The sequence below is a fragment of the Acinetobacter sp. YH12135 genome (genome assembly GCF_013418565.1).
GTDB classification, from domain to species: domain Bacteria; phylum Pseudomonadota; class Gammaproteobacteria; order Pseudomonadales; family Moraxellaceae; genus Acinetobacter; species Acinetobacter towneri.
In genome coordinates this window covers 1-18002 of record NZ_VPBU01000011.1, presented here as the reverse complement: position 1 = coordinate 18002, position 18002 = coordinate 1, and the positions used below count along the sequence as shown (strand labels likewise).

The 18002-nt window shown below is 42.5% G+C and carries 19 protein-coding genes and 1 pseudogene; 10 read left to right on the top strand and 10 right to left on the bottom strand.

The annotated features are described in order from the left end of the window. Positions 1-9: 9 nt before the first annotated feature. The 9 genes from FTU70_RS07790 to FTU70_RS07750 all read left to right on the top strand — a co-directional run bounded on the left by FTU70_RS07790 (position 10) and on the right by FTU70_RS07750 (position 8790). Positions 10-1119, top strand: coding sequence for a muconate/chloromuconate family cycloisomerase (locus FTU70_RS07790; RefSeq protein WP_180037009.1), 1110 nt, complete (start codon positions 10-12; stop codon positions 1117-1119). Between the two features lie 30 nt (positions 1120-1149). Further along, entirely contained in the window at positions 1150-1440 is a 291-nt protein-coding gene (catC, locus tag FTU70_RS07785; protein WP_180037008.1) for a muconolactone Delta-isomerase, read from the top strand. Positions 1441-1565: 125 nt separating this feature from the next. After that, positions 1566-2486 carry a catechol 1,2-dioxygenase gene (catA, locus tag FTU70_RS07780; protein ID WP_180037007.1) on the top strand — a complete coding sequence of 307 codons (921 nt, stop codon included), beginning with the start codon at positions 1566-1568 and terminating at the stop codon, positions 2484-2486. A 131-nt stretch (positions 2487-2617) separates the two neighbouring features. Then, complete coding sequence (locus FTU70_RS07775) at positions 2618-3286, top strand: 3-oxoacid CoA-transferase subunit A (protein WP_180037006.1); 669 nt, start codon at positions 2618-2620, stop codon at positions 3284-3286. A gap of 21 nt (positions 3287-3307) precedes the next feature. After that, positions 3308-3961 (top strand): 3-oxoacid CoA-transferase subunit B, encoded by a 654-nt coding sequence (locus FTU70_RS07770; protein ID WP_180037005.1) that lies wholly within the window; start codon positions 3308-3310, stop codon positions 3959-3961. 15 nt (positions 3962-3976) lie between these two features. Further along, positions 3977-5182 carry a 3-oxoadipyl-CoA thiolase gene (gene pcaF, locus FTU70_RS07765; RefSeq protein ID WP_180037004.1) on the top strand — a complete coding sequence of 402 codons (1206 nt, stop codon included), beginning with the start codon at positions 3977-3979 and terminating at the stop codon, positions 5180-5182. Between the two features lie 57 nt (positions 5183-5239). Then, on the top strand, positions 5240-6019 hold the full coding sequence (pcaD, locus tag FTU70_RS07760) for a 3-oxoadipate enol-lactonase (protein ID WP_180037003.1): 780 nt from the start codon (positions 5240-5242) through the stop codon (positions 6017-6019). Positions 6020-6670: 651 nt separating this feature from the next. Then, the gene (locus FTU70_RS07755; protein ID WP_180037002.1) at positions 6671-8152 is read left to right on the top strand and encodes a PAS domain S-box protein; all 1482 of its coding nucleotides are present in this window, start codon (positions 6671-6673) and stop codon (positions 8150-8152) included. After that, positions 8143-8790 (top strand): response regulator transcription factor, encoded by a 648-nt coding sequence (locus FTU70_RS07750; RefSeq protein WP_180037001.1) that lies wholly within the window; start codon positions 8143-8145, stop codon positions 8788-8790. The genes FTU70_RS07755 and FTU70_RS07750 overlap by 10 nt, the downstream gene beginning before the upstream one ends. A 35-nt stretch (positions 8791-8825) precedes the next feature. Here the strand turns inward: FTU70_RS07750 and FTU70_RS07745 are convergent, their stop codons facing one another. The 10 genes from FTU70_RS07745 to FTU70_RS07700 all read right to left on the bottom strand — a co-directional run bounded on the left by FTU70_RS07745 (position 8826) and on the right by FTU70_RS07700 (position 17183). Beyond that, the gene (locus tag FTU70_RS07745; RefSeq protein WP_218946837.1) at positions 8826-9818 is read right to left on the bottom strand and encodes a 2Fe-2S iron-sulfur cluster-binding protein; all 993 of its coding nucleotides are present in this window, start codon (positions 9816-9818) and stop codon (positions 8826-8828) included. A 5-nt stretch (positions 9819-9823) separates the two neighbouring features. Continuing rightward, positions 9824-10156 (bottom strand): non-heme iron oxygenase ferredoxin subunit, encoded by a 333-nt coding sequence (locus tag FTU70_RS07740; RefSeq protein WP_168379990.1) that lies wholly within the window; start codon positions 10154-10156, stop codon positions 9824-9826. After that, a complete protein-coding gene (locus FTU70_RS07735) occupies positions 10153-10923 on the bottom strand; it encodes an SDR family oxidoreductase (RefSeq protein ID WP_168379991.1) in 771 nt (256 codons plus the stop codon). The genes FTU70_RS07740 and FTU70_RS07735 overlap by 4 nt, the downstream gene beginning before the upstream one ends. Next, positions 10920-11444 (bottom strand): flavin reductase family protein, encoded by a 525-nt coding sequence (locus FTU70_RS07730; RefSeq protein WP_168379992.1) that lies wholly within the window; start codon positions 11442-11444, stop codon positions 10920-10922. The genes FTU70_RS07735 and FTU70_RS07730 overlap by 4 nt, the downstream gene beginning before the upstream one ends. Beyond that, entirely contained in the window at positions 11431-12702 is a 1272-nt protein-coding gene (locus FTU70_RS07725; RefSeq protein ID WP_180036999.1) for a styrene monooxygenase/indole monooxygenase family protein, read from the bottom strand. Before FTU70_RS07725 ends, FTU70_RS07730 begins: the two co-directional genes overlap by 14 nt. Positions 12703-12736: 34 nt before the next feature. Next, complete coding sequence (locus tag FTU70_RS07720) at positions 12737-13228, bottom strand: nuclear transport factor 2 family protein (RefSeq protein WP_180036998.1); 492 nt, start codon at positions 13226-13228, stop codon at positions 12737-12739. A gap of 12 nt (positions 13229-13240) precedes the next feature. Beyond that, positions 13241-13594: a hypothetical protein gene (locus tag FTU70_RS07715; protein ID WP_179998700.1), complete on the bottom strand. Its 354-nt coding sequence runs from the start codon at positions 13592-13594 to the stop codon at positions 13241-13243. A gap of 11 nt (positions 13595-13605) precedes the next feature. Continuing rightward, a complete protein-coding gene (locus tag FTU70_RS07710; protein ID WP_180036997.1) occupies positions 13606-14808 on the bottom strand; it encodes an aromatic ring-hydroxylating dioxygenase subunit alpha in 1203 nt (400 codons plus the stop codon). Positions 14809-14918: 110 nt separating this feature from the next. Further along, on the bottom strand, positions 14919-16253 hold the full coding sequence (locus FTU70_RS07705) for an acetamidase/formamidase family protein (protein WP_180036996.1): 1335 nt from the start codon (positions 16251-16253) through the stop codon (positions 14919-14921). Between the two features lie 45 nt (positions 16254-16298). Further along, entirely contained in the window at positions 16299-17183 is an 885-nt protein-coding gene (locus tag FTU70_RS07700; protein WP_180036995.1) for a transporter, read from the bottom strand. A 341-nt stretch (positions 17184-17524) separates the two neighbouring features. Between FTU70_RS07700 and FTU70_RS07695 the strand changes: the two are divergent. Then, a pseudogene (locus tag FTU70_RS07695) lies at positions 17525-17875 on the top strand (transposase); the annotation flags it as partial. Between the last annotated feature and the right edge of the window lie 127 nt (positions 17876-18002).

Below are 18002 nucleotides of genomic sequence, written 5' to 3'. Positions count from 1 at the left end.
TACAGCGATATGTTCAGATCAATAGAAACGTTGCTTATCGATATCCCAACCATACGCCCTCACAAAATGGCAGTAGCCACAATGCAGACCCAAACATTGGTGCTGATCAAAATTGAAACTCAGGACGGGTTGATTGGCTGGGGGGAAGCAACCACAATCGGTGGCTTAGGCTATGGTGAAGAAAGCCCAGAAAGTATCAAAACCAATATTGATACATATTTTAGCCCACTACTGAAGTCGCTGAATAAACAGAATATTGCACAAACCATGCAAGTTCTAAAAAAGAACATCAATGGCAACCGTTTTGCAAAATGTGCTATTCAGACAGCCCTGCTAGATATTCAGGCACAGCGTCTAGGTTTGTCTTTATCTGAACTACTCGGTGGCCGTTTACGTGATAGCGTTCCAGTGCTTTGGGTACTGGCCTCTGGGGATACAGAAAAAGATATCGCAGAAGCACAGAAAATGCTGGCAGCGAAACGCCATAACTTCTTCAAGCTAAAAATTGGTTCTCGTGCGGTTGAAGCCGATGTTGAACATGTACTAGCGATCAAAAAAGCTCTCGGCGATGAAGTCTCTATTCGTGTTGATGTGAACCGTGCCTGGTCAGAACTGGATGCTATTAAAGGCATTACCCTGCTGCAAGACGGTGGTGTCGATCTGATCGAACAGCCATGTGCTATTGACAATATTGATGCCATGGAACGTCTGACTCGTCGCTTTGATATTGCCATCATGGCCGATGAATCACTGATGGGGCCAAGTAGTGCTTATAAACTGGCACGTACCAATGCAGCATCGGTATTTGCAGTCAAAGTGGCGCAATCTGGTGGTTTGCTTGAAGGCCGTGATGTAGCCACTGTGGCTAACCTTGCAGGGATCGACCTGTATGGCGGCACCATGCTAGAAGGTTCTGTAGGAACGATTGCTTCTGCTCACCTGTTCTCGACTTTTGAAAATCTGGCATTTGGTACCGAACTGTTTGGCCCATTACTGCTCACTGAAGAAATTCTGAAAACACCATTGCAATACCATGACTTTGCATTACACCTGCCTCAAGGCACAGGACTCGGCATTGAAATGGATGAAGACAAAATCGATAACCTTCGCCGCAAATAAGCGACACTGTAACGGATTAAGGAGTGGAATATGCTGTTTCATGTACGAATGGATGTAAATATTCCTCGTGACTTGCCTGAAGCACAAGTCAACGAAATTAAAGCTATTGAAAAAGCATACTCACAAGAGCTGCAACGCCAAGGCAAATGGCGTCATATTTGGCGAGTTACAGGTCAGTACTCGAATATCAGTATTTTTGATGTCGAAACTAATGAAGAGCTACATAACCTTTTGCAAGGTTTGCCACTTTATCCGTTTATGAAGATTGAAGTCATGGCATTAAATCGTCATCCATCTTCAATTCGAGATGATGATACTTAATTTATTTCAAAATTTTGAGATCAATTTATAAACACGAAAAACAGTTAGCAAGAAGGACTAGGACAAGATTTTTTCAAAAGTAAGAATTGTCCTAATTAACAAAAAACACTTAAGGAGTAAGTAGCATGAACCATCAAGAAATCGATGCTTTAGTTAAAAAAATGAACGTAGACACTGCAACTGGATCTGTAGATGCGCGTGTACAGCAAGTTGTTGTTCGTTTGGTTTCAGATTTATTTAAAGCAATTGAAGATCTAGACTTATCCCAATCAGAAGTTTGGAAAGGTCTTGAATATTTTACAGATGCAGGCCAAGCCAATGAACTTGGACTTCTTGCTGCAGGTCTAGGCTTAGAACATTTCTTAGACCTTCGTGCGGATGAAGCGGATGCTAGAGCCGGTATTACTGGCGGTACACCTCGTACCATCGAAGGCCCTCTTTATGTTGCTGGGGCACCTGAGTCTGTAGGCTTCGCACGTATGGACGATGGATCAGAACTAGATACAGTCGACACCTTATTTATTGAAGGTACTGTAACGGATGCTGAGGGAAATATTATTGAAGGTGCCAAAGTTGAAGTATGGCATGCCAACAGCTTAGGGAATTATTCCTTCTTTGATAAGTCTCAATCAGACTTTAATCTCCGTCGTACAATTTTTACTGATCAAGATGGTAAATATGTCGCTCAAACGACTATGCCAGTCGGTTATGGTTGCCCTCCAGAAGGGACCACCCAATTCGTTCTGAATAAACTTGGTCGTCATGGTAATCGCCCTTCTCATGTTCATTATTTCGTATCTGCACCTGGTTATCGCAAATTAACAACTCAATTCAATATTGAAGGTGATAAATACCTTTGGGATGACTTTGCATTTGCAACACGTGATGGCTTAGTTGCAACTGCTGTTGATGTTACTGATGAAGCAGAAATTGCACGTCGTGGTGTTGATAAACCATTTAAGTTCATTCAGTTCAACGTTGAACTTGTGAAAGACACTGAATCAGCACCTACGACTGAAATTGAGCGTCGCCGCGTAAGCGCTTAATTTGATCAAAGAATGGATAGCCCTCTCTATCCATTCTTTCCCTTCTTCATTGAATTATTACTAATCAATATTTATAAGATACTGATTAATAATGGTTTAAATACAAATTAATATTAGTTTGAGTGATTTTTATGATTGATAAATCAGCATCCTTACAAACAGCGCTTTCCCAAATTAAGGACGGTTCGACCATTATGATTGGCGGTTTCGGTACCGCAGGTCAGCCAGCTGAACTCATCGACGGCTTAATCGAACTGGGTATTAAAGACTTGGTCATCGTCAATAACAATGCAGGTAATGGCGATTATGGATTAGCAAATCTACTTAAAACTGGTGCTGTACGTAAAATTATTTGTTCTTTCCCACGCCAATCAGACTCTTGGGTGTTTGATGAACTGTACCGCGCTGGAAAAATTGAATTAGAGCTTGTACCGCAAGGGAATTTAGCCTGCCGTATACAAGCAGCAGGTATGGGTTTAGGTCCAATTTATACACCAACAGGTTTTGGTACATTGCTGGCTGAAGGTAAACCTACTCTGAATTATGAAGGTAAAGATTACGTTTTAGAAAATCCAATTAAAGCGGACTTTGCACTGATCAAGGCTTCTAAAGGCGACCGTTGGGGCAATCTTGTTTATCGAAAATCTGCCCGTAACTTCGGCCCAATCATGGCGATGGCGGCAGATGTGACCATTGCTCAAGTATCTGAAGTGGTTGAACTCGGTACACTCGATCCTGAACACATCATTACCCCGGGTATTTTTGTTCAACACGTTGTACAAGTACAGCCTGCACAGTAATCACGGATTAGGAGATAAAAGATGAGCTATACCAAACTGACCCGTGACCAGATCGCTGAACGTGTTGCCCAGGACATTCCAGATGGGGCTTATGTCAATTTAGGCATTGGCTTACCAACCAAAATTTCAAGTTATCTGCCTTCAGACAAAGATGTCTTCCTGCATTCTGAAAATGGCTTACTCGCTTTCGGTCCACCCCCTGCTCAAGAAGACCGTGATCCTGAACTGATCAATGCCGGTAAAGAATTCGTCACCATGCTTGAAGGCGGTGCTTTTTTCCATCACGGGGATTCTTTTGCGATGATGCGTGGTGGTCACTTAGATATCGCAGTCTTGGGGGCTTTCCAGGTCGCTGCAAATGGTGACCTGGCCAACTGGCATACCGGTGCACCGGATGCAATTCCTGCTGTTGGTGGGGCCATGGACTTAGCTGTAGGTGCTAAAAAAGTATTCATTACAACAGACCATGTGACCAAAAAAGGTGAACCCAAGATTGTGGCTGAGCTTTCATATCCTGCAACTGGTTTGAAATGTGTCGATCGGATCTATACCGACCTATGTGTGATTGATGTCACTGCTGATGGCATGAAAGTCATTGAAAAAGTCGAGGGCCTCTCATTTGAAGAATTACAGTCTATGACAGGTGCGAAACTGATTGATGCGACACAAAGTTAAGGGAAGAAAGATCATATGAAAAACGCATATATCATCGATGCTATCCGCACCCCTTTTGGCCGTTATGCGGGTGGACTGGCACCTGTTCGTACTGATGATCTTGGCGCGATCCCGATTAAAGCCTTGATGGAACGCAACCCAAGTATCAACTGGGAAAAAGTAGATGACGTCATCTATGGCTGTGCCAACCAGGCCGGTGAAGATAACCGCAACGTGGGTCGTATGTCAGCCCTGCTGGCAGGTGTGCCCTATCAGGTACCGGCAACTACGATTAACCGTCTATGCGGTTCATCACTCGATGCGGTAGCCATTGCTGCTCGTGCCATTAAAGCTGGTGAAGCGAATCTGATTGTGGCTGGTGGTGTGGAATCCATGTCACGTGCACCGCTGGTGATGGGTAAGTCTGAAACAGCTTATGGCCGGACTCAAAAGCTTGAAGATACCACCATGGGCTGGCGTTTTATCAATCCAAAACTGAAAGAACTGTATGGCGTGGAAACCATGCCACAAACCGCTGAAAACGTGGCAGCACAGTTCAATATCAACCGTGAAGATCAGGACAGGTTTGCCCTATCCAGCCAGCAACGTACCGCAGCAGCACAAGCCAAAGGTTTCTTTAAAAAAGAAATCGTGCCCATGGCCATTCCTCAGCGTAAAGGCGAACCTGTCGTTGTTGATACTGATGAACATCCTCGTGCATCGACCACACTTGAAGGCTTAACCAAGCTGAAACCAGTCGTCGAAGCAGATGGTACGGTGACCGCAGGGAATGCATCGGGTATCAATGACGGTGCAGCGGCACTCTTGATCACATCAGATGAAGCCGTTCAACAATATGGTTTAAAACCACGTGCCAAAATCATTGGTGCAACCGTAGTGGGTGTTGAACCACGCATTATGGGCTTTGGTCCGGCACCGGCGATCAAAAAGCTGCTGGCTCAGACTGGGCTAACACTGGATCAGATGGATGTCATTGAACTGAACGAAGCCTTTGCTGCACAGGCACTCGCAGTGACCCGTGATTTAGGTCTGGTAGATGATGAAGCACGAGTAAACCCGAATGGTGGTGCGATTGCGATTGGCCATCCACTCGGTGCTTCCGGTGCGCGTCTAGTGACGACGGCGTTAAACCAGCTTGAACAAATTAGCGGTAAATATGCCCTCTGCTCCATGTGTATTGGCGTGGGTCAAGGTATCGCGCTGATTATTGAACGTGTTTAAAAAATCCTTCCTAACCCAAAGGAAGGAACTTTTAGAAGGATATAAAAGGAATAACAAATGCCAACATTTACATCGACTGATGCCCAGATCAATTACCAGACTTTCGGGAATGCCAGCAAACCTGCATTGGTATTTTCCAATTCACTGGGTACCAAATACAGTATGTGGCAGCCACAGATTGAACATTTCCAGCAGGATTATTACGTAATATGCTATGACACTCGTGGTCATGGTGCATCTTCTGCACCACAAGGCCCATATAGCCTGGAGCAGCTGGGTCAGGATGTCGTGAATCTACTGGATCATTTGGACATTACAAAAGCAGCATTCTGTGGTATTTCTATGGGTGGCTTAACCGGTCAATGGTTAGCGATTCATAAGCCAGAACGTTTTAGTCAGGTGATTGTCTGCAATACCGCAGCCAAAATTGGCCAGGAACAGGCATGGCAAGACCGTGCTGTTCTTGTCCGTGAGCAAGGTCTTACTCCGATTGCTGTAACTGCGGCATCACGCTGGTTTACCGATCCCTTTATCCAGAGCAATCCGGCAGTCGTTGCAGAACTTTCAAACGACCTCGAAGCTGGCAGCCCAGAAGGCTATGCAAACTGCTGTGAAGCTCTGGCTAAAGCGGATGTCCGTGATCAATTAAACAGTATCACCGTGCCTGTATTGATTGTTGCTGGTCAACAAGACCCTGTGACTACCATTGCAGATGGCCAGTTTATGCAGCAACGTATTGCGAATAGCCAGCTATATGGAATAGACGCCTCGCATATTTCCAATATTGAACAGCCAGAAGCCTTTAATCAGGCAGTAAAAGAATTTATTTCAGTCTGATTAATTGTAGAAAATCAAAAAGCCACGGAATATCGCGGCCTTTTGATTATTATAGATACAGGTATTTAATCAGGCTCAGATCACAAGAATCTTAACGTAAAATGCATCACTCTTTCACGAGGTTCGAAATAGTACAATGCCAATGCCGTAATATAAGGCTCTGCCGGTGGAAAAACGAACAAGAAAAATGCCAGCATATCTACAGTGGTGCTAACTGTTCGAAAGACACTACGCCATGCCTACAAATGCAGCCCTTAAAGTAAAGAATAGCCCGCTAGTTGTCTTTAAATCAGGTGCCATTCTCCTAAAAGAAAATTAATTCTATGTCTTAGCGGAATTACTAACTAATTAAAAAAAAGGAATGTACTCGAATAGCTAAAAGTTTTCTTTGTATTTATGAATAATAAAAATTATTTACCTTTATTAGTCAAAATAAAACGTGAATATGGTACTAACCTTGCTTAATAAATAGGGATAGAGATAAACACTTAAATGAGCATTTGTATATTGTTTAAAGTATGTAATTAGACTCTAAGTCTAATTGCACTACTGCACAATTTGCTGCATTATCGAATACAATAACAACAAGTGTTGTGAAGATCAAACATACCTCTACCAGATAGCCGGACGCCATCCAAGGTAAGGAACATAATGAACAGCTTGAATTATTATCAAACCATTTTTGATAAAGCGGGTGATGCTATTTTCGTGCATGATATCGGCAGTGTCGAATTCATGGACGTAAATGAAGCAGCTGAAAACCTCACCGGTTACAGTAAATCCGAATTAACAAAAATGAGTGTAGAAAAAATCAGCGCGCATAGCCATGGGTTTGATTTTTATCATGCATTAAAAAAGGTTCAACAGGCTGCTAGCCATGAAGCGATTACTTTTGAGTGGATCATCCAAGCTCAAGATCAACGACAAATTCCTGTTGAAGTTTGCCTAAAAACAGTTGAAATTGAACATCAACCTAAGTTATTAGCACTTGTCCGCAATATTAGCGAAATCAAAAAGTATCAATATGCTCTACAGTCTAAAGATCAATATTTCAAAATGCTGCTTGAGCATTCGGGAGATGGAATTGCTATTCTCGACTTACAAGGCAAACTACTTTATGCCAGCCCATCATTACAAGGTATTCTTGGTTATCGAGATCGCTTTGTACTCAATAAGAATGTGTTAACTGCAATTCATCCTGATGATCGTATTAAAGTCAGACAGCTTCTATTTAAAAAAACAGAACAAGGTGCACTTAGTGTGATTCATTACAAAATCTTGCACCACAATGGAAAATGGCGACACCACGAGGCAACCTATCGTAACTTATTAGATCACCCTGATATTCAGGGCATATTGGTGAATTATCGTGATATCACTGAGCGTATTGAGGCTGAAGAAAAAGCACGTGCTCGAGAAAAGCAACTTGGTCATATGTCACGTTGCAAAACTATGGGTGAGTTAGCTACCGCACTTGCACATGAATTAAATCAACCACTTGCTGCACTCAATAATTATGTCGGAGGCAGTATTATTCGCATTCAAAACGGTTTAGCCAACTCACAAGAGACACTTGATGCCCTCAATGCTGCGTTAAATCAAACACATCGCGTCAATGGTATTATTCACAGCATGCGAAGTTTTTTGCGTAAAGGTGAGGCGAATTTTCAGATTCATTCTGTGAATCATCTTATTCAAGAGTTACATCCTTTGATTAACCTTAAAGCTGATCAAGGTGGATGTACCATACATTATGAATTAAGTGTTTCACCTATTTTTATATCAGCAGATGAAACGCTCTTTAGCCAAGTCATTATCAATCTCGTCTTTAATGCGGTCGATGCTCTACAAAATAATCCCGAAGGTGAAAGGGACATTTATATCCGCACTTGGCAACATAACCAACATGCTCGAATTGCAATTGCAGATAATGGGCCTGGACTCGAAGGGCAAAATCCAGAACAAATTTTTGAATCTTTCTATTCAAGTAAAAACAACAGCATGGGTATTGGCTTAACTCTGTCTCGAAGCATCATTGAAAACCATCATGGTTATTTATGGGTCTGTGAAGGTGAGTCTGGTGCCATTTTTAATATCTCTTTAGCAGCACAGGAGCGTGCAAAATGTATTTAACTAATTCTCATGTTCCCGAGCCCATTGTGTATGTGATAGATGATGATCAAGACATTTGTAATTCACTCACATGGTTGCTTGATTCAGTGCAACTCGAAACTAAAACATTCAATAGTGCTACTGAATTCCTGAATTTTCAGCGCCCGCAAACGCCTGCATGTTTAATCCTTGATATTCGTATGCGAGGGATGAGTGGCTTGCAACTACAACAACAATTGAATCAACAAAAAATCCGTATGCCAATCATTTTCATGACTGGTCACGGCGACATTCCAATGTCGGTCAATGCGATGAAAACTGGGGCATTTGATTTTTTAGAAAAACCTTTTAATCCACAGCATATGCTTAATCAAATCCAAGCCTGTCTGCAACTTGCTGAACAAGACTTTATTGAAGAAGAAAAACGTCAAGAACAGATGATTAAATTGAAATCTTTATCACCAAGAGAAAGTGAGATTATCAATTTATTGGTCGATGGACTTTCGAGTAAACATATCGCACAAATGTTGAATATCAGCCATAAAACAGTAGAAATTCACCGCACTCATATTCGTCAGAAATTAGGAACTGAATCTATCGCACAGATCGTCAATATGGTCTTGATGTGTCGTGATCGCTCAATACCGGCGATGGGTTAACCATCGCCTGAGCGAGAGAAAAATGATATCTTCGATTAAAAGAAACGATCAAAATGAATTTGTTGGTGTGGAATACCTACTTGATGGGCCAATTGTTCAATTGATTTCACCATCGGTGGCGGACCTGCACAATAAATTTCATGCTCAATCAAATGTTCTCCTAATACATCTTGAATCACTTCATGAATAAACCCCGAACGGATACCTTCAATGAATTGAGAGGAGGTTGCAGGTACATAATTGAGGCGTTCCCCTAATTCTGTCCAGTCACGTAATTGATTTTCAGTAAACAAATCACGTTGCTCACGTCCACCATGGAAAAACCAGACTTTGTGATGTTGTAAATGTGGATTGACTGCAACGCCACGAGCAATCGCTAACATGGGGGCAAGACCTGAACCGCCTGCCACACAGACAATCGGACGAGGTTGTTCTTGTAAATGTGCTAAACCGTATGGGCCATCAATTTGAATATCGGCCTTTTCACGTAACTGTTCATCAAATAATAGATTGGTCATTTTACCATCAGGAACACGGCGGATTTGGAAGACCCATAATCCATCATCATTCGGGAGATTGGACATCGAATAGGCACGAAGTAACTCTTGATTCACCCAAACCAAGGCATATTGTCCTGGGATAAATTGTGCAGGTTCATCGGACTGCAAATGCACTTCCAAAATATCGTGAGTCACCAATTGCACATGTTTAAGCTTCACTTTTTGTAATTTTGGAATCACTTTGGGTACGCATTTTTCATCTAAACGAAGCTTAATCACGCAATCCGATTTAGGACGACATTGACACGCCAGTAACCGACCTTTACGTTTATCACGATCGCTTAATCCAGGTGCATCTGCCCATAAATTTTCCACTTCGCCTGACAGGACTTCGATTTTACACGTTCCGCAACCACCCGCATTACATTCGTAAGGAATGCCTAGCCCTTCACGTAAACCACCACGGAGCAATACATCATCCGCTGCGCAGTTGAATGTGCCCTGACCTTCGATTTGAATTTTATACATCGGCATCACTCCACCAAATAAACTTTGTCTTCACGCACGATGGATTGATAGGTTTTCAGTGGAATCGTACATGGCGCCCCACAAGGTTCACCTGTTTTGATATCGAATGCACCTGCATGAAATGGGCACTCCACTTCACAGCCATCAATTTCACCATCTGCCAATGATGCATCACCATGTGTACAGGTATCATCGGTGACATAGAACTCGCCATCTTCTAAATGAAATACTGCCAATGGCGGATAACCATCAATGATGACTTGTAGTCCCTCACCCTGTTCCACATCAGAGGTTGAACACAAAAATTTCTCAGCAACATTGGTCATTTTAATGTTCATTGGCTTAACTCCTCTATGGGTGAATCTGTGGCTTCAGGACCTAAAATGTGATAACCACCATCGGCATGAATCACACTACCTGTGAGTAATTTTGCTTTCGGGCTACACAATAAACTTAAGGCTTGTGCAACTTCCTCTGCATCCGCAATACGTCCTAACACATGGAAACGTCCTGCCACGAGGTCCGTCTTGGTACGGTCTCCACCAGAGATCATTTGCATTGGTACGGACCAAGTCCAACCTAATGAGAGTGCATGTACACGAATTCCATCTTGCGCTAGATCCAGTGCCATACTTTGTGTGAGTTGCTCTAAAGTTGCTTTAGACGCTGGATAGACCCAGCGTTCTTTTTGTGCAATACGTGCGCTTACGCTGCTGATATTAATTACTGCACCATCGGTACTTTTTTTCAAAAGTGGTCGACATGCTTGTACTAATGCTGCGTGACCAAATACCGTGACATTGAACGTGTTTTGCCAATCTTGACGAGTAGATTCAGATCCATGATCTTCATACAAACACGCTAGGTTAACCAAGATGTCTAACTGAGTGAGTTTTCCACTTAAGTTACGAATACTTTCATCATTAGCGAGATCTAAAAACTCATATTGCGCTTGGGTTGCATCTGCCACTTGCTGACCTTGCGTCTGATTAATATCGGCAATAATGACCTGTGCGCCTAAGCTTTTTAATTCTTGCACCACGGCTTGACCAATATGCGTTGCACCACCTGTCACCAGTACCACTTTGCCATTTAAGTCTGTCATGAAACCTCCTGATACTCAGGCCATTCATTAAATTGACCTTTGCAAAACAACAGTGGACGTTGATTACTGTGACGACATTGCTCAATTTTTCCTAAGAAAATTTGATGATCACCTGCTTCAATTTGTTGAGCTCTTTTACAAATAAATTGCACTACACAATCTTCTAAAACAGGAGCTTTTGAAGCTTGAATATTCCACGTACCATACTGAAATTTATCTGCTATTGGCTTAGCGAAGTTCAAACCTACTTCCTGCTGATGTGCACCTAAAATATTAATGGCGAAGTATTCAGCACTTTCAAAAATAGATCGGCTTGGAGAATGATTGACTAAACTCCATAACACCAATGCAGGATCTAAAGACACTGAACTAAAGGAATTAATCGTCAACCCTACAGGTTGTTGATCTTGGTCTAAGCAAGTGACAATCGCGACACCAGTGGCAAAACCGCCGAAGGCCTGCCGAAGCGCTTTCGCTTCAGCTAGGTCAACGTCCTGCCACAAAACTTCAGGCAGCTGCATGTTGAAACTCCTCACGTGACAGATATTCTTTAGCCCCTTCTGCACCATCTACGGCTGGCCAGAAACCGCATGGGTTGTTGAAATGCCCCATAAAGTCATCCGCAATCGCTTGGTTCTGCGAGGCTGCAGCTAATACTTGTAATAAGCTCTCACTTGGTGGATTTAACAATAGATTCGTGAATTCAGTCGTATAGCGACCTGACTTTTCCCAGAATTGCTCGAATACTTCTGTCATCCAATCTGCACTAAAGTCTTCATCACCTCGTGCTAAAATCGCAGCTAAATAATGCTCCACCATACGGGTTGCATTGTTTGCGCCTTGTCCTGCGATTGGATCATTTACAATGACAGTGTCTCCAATCCCCCAAATTTTTGCACCGTTATCTAAGGTTGCAACAGGATCTCGAACTTCAGGGCGGAATGCACCTTTGAGCCATGTGTTTGGATCACTTAATTCCATATTATCGACCATACGGAAGCTTTGATCTGGTGTTACTTTGGCAACCGCTTCTTTCATGCGTTGGACCATTTCTTCGCCAGATGTCACATCATCGAAGATATCCATTGGACCATTCGGTACACATTCAAATAAGAAACTACGACATGGACCATGCGTGTGACTATAGAATGGCATACTGAAGTATTCGCCTGCACCTGCAACAAAATTAAAATGCAAAGTCTGAGATGGTTGACCTTGCCAACTGTTTGGACCGCATAAATCATCACCGACGACGAGTGCTGCAGCCAATTTGCGAGGAGGAGTGTGATGTACTGAGCGTGATTCGTTGCGTTTGAATAAACTGGTGATATTGCCCTTACCTGCTGCCAAAATCGTCAGATCATTTTCAACAGTGATTACTTCCAAATCTTCTGGACTGACATTTTGAATGATGAGCTTGCCACCACGGCGCGGATATTCCTCTAACCAACGGTGATATTTGGTTCGTTGGTCCATGGCAATACCGTCATTATCATGTAAAAAACCTGTCACAGGTAACATGATATCGCCGTTTGGTGCACGAAAATCGACATGCAATGCTTGAGCACGATGCGCTTTCCCATCCCAGAAATTCAAACCAAGTTTGCGTTCAAACTCTAATGTATTGGCGAAGAACATCGTGGTACTGACCATACGACCGTGTAACAATTCATCCGCAGGGCGATCTACATATAAAGTGACATCATATTTATTTTCGAGTAGCGAGAACGCGAGTAATAAGCCTGCTTGTCCACCACCGATAATTGCGATTTTTCTCATCTTGAATTCCCCTTAGGCCGTACTGATACAGTGCCTATATTGCTGTGTTCGGATAAGGTTGATTGAAGGTCAAATTCAATTCGACACGATCAAATTTCCATTCACCCTGCTCATTCCGACTTACTTCTGTTTTATAAAATCCACCTAAGCAACAGGTCGTTGCAGGTTTAACTTGATCTGTTGCTGCTGTTGTTGATTCCTCGGCTAAATTACAGACTTCCCATAACATCCAAGTTGCCTTTGCATGGTCTTGATCTAGGAGCTGTATATCGGGCATGGCCATAATATGTAAGCTCCATAACACTTGAGCCTCTGCAATATTGGACAATGCCTCTAAAATATTTTGACGTCCTTGATACTCCCCAAAACCCTTAGCACACCAAACGGCATTTTGGTGAAATACATGCTGTAAAATGGCTGAATTGTTGCGCTGATCAGCCGCTGTTGCATAGCGACCGATCAGGCCACGAATCGCCTCGCAGGCCTCCAGATAATGCAAACGCTGTTCTAGATTGTGCTGGCTCATCCTGTATTCCTCTTAAACGTTGACCACGTCACCAGTTTCATAAATGAAACGGTTCTCCGCAAATGCATACGGTACGCCAACTGAACCCTTATAAAGCTCGATGTGTGGTGCAACTTCAGCAAAGCTGAGACTTAACCAATACAACTTATGAAGCTCTTCAGGTAAGGTCCCTAGGGCATATTGATCGAGTGCGGCAAGTAACTTGCGCATTTCGGGCAAAATAGCATCGTAAAATGCTTGCAATTCTTCTTTGGTTGAGTTCAAACGCGCTTCATGGCGTTGCTTACCCGTTCCTAAAGCCCATTTCGCAACAAAAGGTTCTAAGCTTGCAAAGTCAGCTGGCAACTGTGAAATGATGTTTGACATGTGCATTCTCCTTATGCGCGATTTAAATATTGTTCAAGTACGTGGTAACCGTGACGAATCAAGATCTCTTCATCTTGAAGGTGCATCACTTTTTTCGCTTTAGATTCAAGGGCTGCTTGAGTGTCTTCCATGGTTGCGGTGTCTTCTAACCAAGCGTTACGTTGTAAGATTTGTGCAAATTCTTGTGCCCAACGCTCCGAATAAGTTTTCGCTTTAGGAATGTAATAACGACCTTCCCAACGTGTTTGATTGTGCCCAACTGGCCAGAATTGATGCGTAAACCACACCCCTTCAGTCACATGCACCAAAATATTTGGGAAAATGACAGACAGTTCGAAAGAGAAGTCATCACGGTCATTTGGATTGACTGTTTTTGGTAACTGAACACGTTCATAGTGATTGACTAAAGAGGCACCTGTAATCTCGCCCGACAATGCTGCAGCAGGTTTTGGATTGGCATTCTTGGTCAGACACACTGCACAAGTACGGTGATCACCAAACAACTGTACTTCCTGTAAGCCTGAAGCAAAGACATTCGGGAAAGAGCCAGCATGAATGGTTGCAACGTGATAGGCTTCTGCAAACGCGTCATGTGCCACTTTCCAGTTACAATTCAATAAGGTGTTATAAGCAAAGCACTCTTCCATTTCATGAAAAGGGTAACCCCCTAAATGTTTACCCATATCACCTAAGAACTCTTCAACAGATTGTGTCCCTTCATTATCCAAATTGATGAAGATAAAGCCTTCCCAAACTTGAGTACGAATAGGCGCCAAACCGTTATGACCTTTATCAAAACAAGAAGTGAATTTTTCTTCTTCCGGCACGCTGACCAAATCACCTTTAGCATCGTAAACCCAGCCATGGAAACGACATGTCACGACTGCGGCTTTGTTTGAACCAAAGGTTTCATTGCCAGTCTCCACCACAACTTTATTGCCACGGTGTGAACAAATATTATGAAATCCACGGATTTCACCATCTTTGCCATGCATTAAAATAACTGAGGTTTTAGCAAAATCTAAGCGTTTAACTTTGTAGTCACCTTTATTTGGTATTTCTTCTACACGCCCCACTTTCAACCAGACTTTTGAGAAAACCTTTTCAATTTCCTCTTGATAGATCTCTGGTGAAATACATGGTTCAGTTGGAATAGGCTCAATACCAAGTTCTGGATATAAATCGCCCCAACGAAGTTTTGCATTACTGTTCATATGACACTCCTGTTCAAGTTTTCGTTTCTAAGTTTTAATTTCAGTAAATTTCATGCTTATTTACGAACAGCGTTTGAAACATGCCAATCAAACGCCGATCACGTGATGAATTAAAGTCGGTAATGTTCGCGAACTAAGTTTGCGATCCCCAGTTTTTCTAAAATTGGCATTGGGCATAAGAAGGTTGCACGTACCATTCCTGGTAAACGGCTGATTTCGATAGAGCCTGTAATGGTGCAACGGTTCATGACCTCATCCACACTTAAACCTGTGACTTTTGCCGCTCGATTTAAAGCATTGTCTGTTGCATCATTAAGGTTCTTACCTGTTCCCATAAATGTGATTGGACCACTTTCCTCAATTTCAGTTTGTCCCCAACGTGCACCTAAAGCTTTCACTTTTTCACGCTCTTCCTTGGTAAATGGACGTGCCATTGGTGGTAAGTCATCTGGTGCTTGAAGCAAAATTGGACCATCAATGGTTAAGCCTTTAATCACTTCCACTTGTAATTCTGTTTCGCCTGAAACGTCCGTGGCATGTCCTGCAATTTCACCATTGCCTTGTTGCGCATGCATATCCCCCATGTAGACACCTGCACCTGGTACTTTCACAGGACAAATCAAAATACAGCCTGGACGAATCGAATTGGTATCCATGTGACCGTCTGTTTTGGCTGCGATAAGTTCTTCTTCAGTCATTCCGAATTTATGCGGTGCATCAATCAAATACTGACCAAAGTCGTGGCAGTTGTGAGAGTCTGGTAAGTCACGTGAAGGTGTCGTACCAATATTTCCGAGGAATGGACGCATATGCGCAGCAACCCCAGGCATATCAGCACGTGCAAGCGACAAGATTGAATGTTGCGCTGCATGTTCAGGCAGTGCAGAAAGCTCATTGGCATTGCCTGCTAACTTGTTGGCAATCTCTTGATTGACCGTCAAGCTCACTTTGTTTTCTTCATCCAACACAATCACATAACCATGTGAAAAGCGAAAAGCACTGACTTCTGCCCCACAGTTTTTACAGTGAATCGCATCTTCACCAATTCCTTCTACATAACTTGCTGGTTGCTCTGTACCACATGCTTCACAGTATTTCGCAACAAACGGATCGCCTTTATAACGCCCTTCAACAAATTGCATCACACCCGATGAGGTTGCTGTAGAAGTGACATGCATATCCTTAATCTTTAAAGCGACAGCATCACCTACCTCTGCACCTTCAATAAAGACAGGGAGTGTCACTTCATGACCACCTTGGAATGCAGGTGTAATCATTGGACCCCAACAGCCAGGCGGTGTGCCTGTTTTTAACGTTCCACCATTTTTTAAAGGTCCCAGCATACGTTGGCTTGGTCCCACAATACCGCCTGAAAACTCATTCACCACTAAATAATCGACAGCTCCAGCACTGCCTGCTGCATATTCTTGATTCTCAATTTTCATGGCCTTACCTCTATATGCTTGCTCTAATGTTTAGGTAACAATGTTTTAAAATGGGATGGTGATATCAATTGCGAACTTCTGACCTTCTGGTCGGTTTTCAACATCAAATTCTTTTTGATATTTCGCTGCGATTGCATACCCTTTAGGGAATTGATAGCGAACTTGCGGACCTATGCTGGCTGCTTTAGCTTTAAAGTCACCTAAAACAGCACCTTCACCTGAGTCACCTTCAATCTGACGATGTACATAACCACCAACACCAACCGCCAAAGGTCCCATGTGTTTCGCGACTAAGTAATCGACATGCAAAGCGTTGCCCGATTCATATTTGGTATCCTTATTCTCGAAATTGATGTCGTACATCCACTTTGTACTGACTTCGATACCTTGTTTATTTAAGTATGTGGTCGAGATAATTGGTTGAATGGTGTAATAGTTACGTCCAATATTCGCGAGTCTATTTTTGTTGTAAGAGCCAACTGGAATATAAAAGTCGATACCTGTCGCTACATGCCAATCTCCTTTATGCCAACCCAATAAGAATGGATCGATAATGAGATCACCCATTGCCATGTGATCATCTTGACGACCACCTAATGTAAGATCTGCATGGGCATATACAAGGAATGCATGCATGCCCCATGTCGCGCCTAAAAATGTTTTGTCACTGACATAGACACCACGAGCAACTGTGGCAAAAGTATCAATTTTAAAATCATCAAATACTGGATGATCATTTTTAAATTTATCTGCGTTGTAGTATTGGTTATAACTGACGAGATACATCCCAGGTGGTGGCATTGCTCCACCAAAAAAACTCTCTGTTCCATCAGGATAAGCACTTCCGCCATTTTCAGCGGCAAGCGCTAAACTTGCACTACTGAAAAGACATGTGGTCAATGCCACTGTTTTCAGATATTTTCTTACCATTTACAGCATTCCCCTAATTTCTAAAGTCTTTGTTTATCGGTCTTTAAGCTCATGACTTAATCTAGACCTGAAACATGGCAGGAAAATATAAGGATGAATCTGTGCTTTTATCAGGCAAAAGCTAAGGAGTAATAGTCAAAATCGTGTAATGTGATAAGAAAAAAACTGACAGAATCTATAAGAATACTTATTTGTATAGGTAGATATACCTATGATCAGCAATGACTAATTGAACCACACCTGATTTGTCGGAGACCTTTTGTCCTAAGAAAATGTCCGATAAAACCGGCTTTGTTGCACAAAGCTGTTCTTAAGCGCTTCTTCGGCAATATAATTTCCAAATGAAGAAGCCTACACACAAAATCTACCGCACAACCAATTGGCCCGCATATAATCGAGCTCTCATTAATAGTGGGAATATTGCCATTTGGTTCGATCCAAAAACACAATGGTATGCAGAACCTCAAGGCAAACAAGGTCGAAGTCAAACCTACTCCGACATAGCGATTCAATGCTGTTTGATGATCAAATCTCTATTTAGACTCACTTTACGCATGGTTACTGGTTTTGTTCAAAGCTTAATTAAAGTTTGCGGATTAGATTGGACAGCACCAGACTTCACGACGCTTTGTAGAAGAAAAAAGTATGTTGATATTCAAATTAGCTACCAGAAAAGTCGTGATGGGTTACACTGAACCGTACCGGGTTTGTCGGAGACCAACTTTCTTGAGAGAATGTTCCAATGACAAAACCAAAATATACCCCTGAAATCAGAGAAAGAGCGGTTCAATTATTGATTGAATCTGAAAAAGATTATCC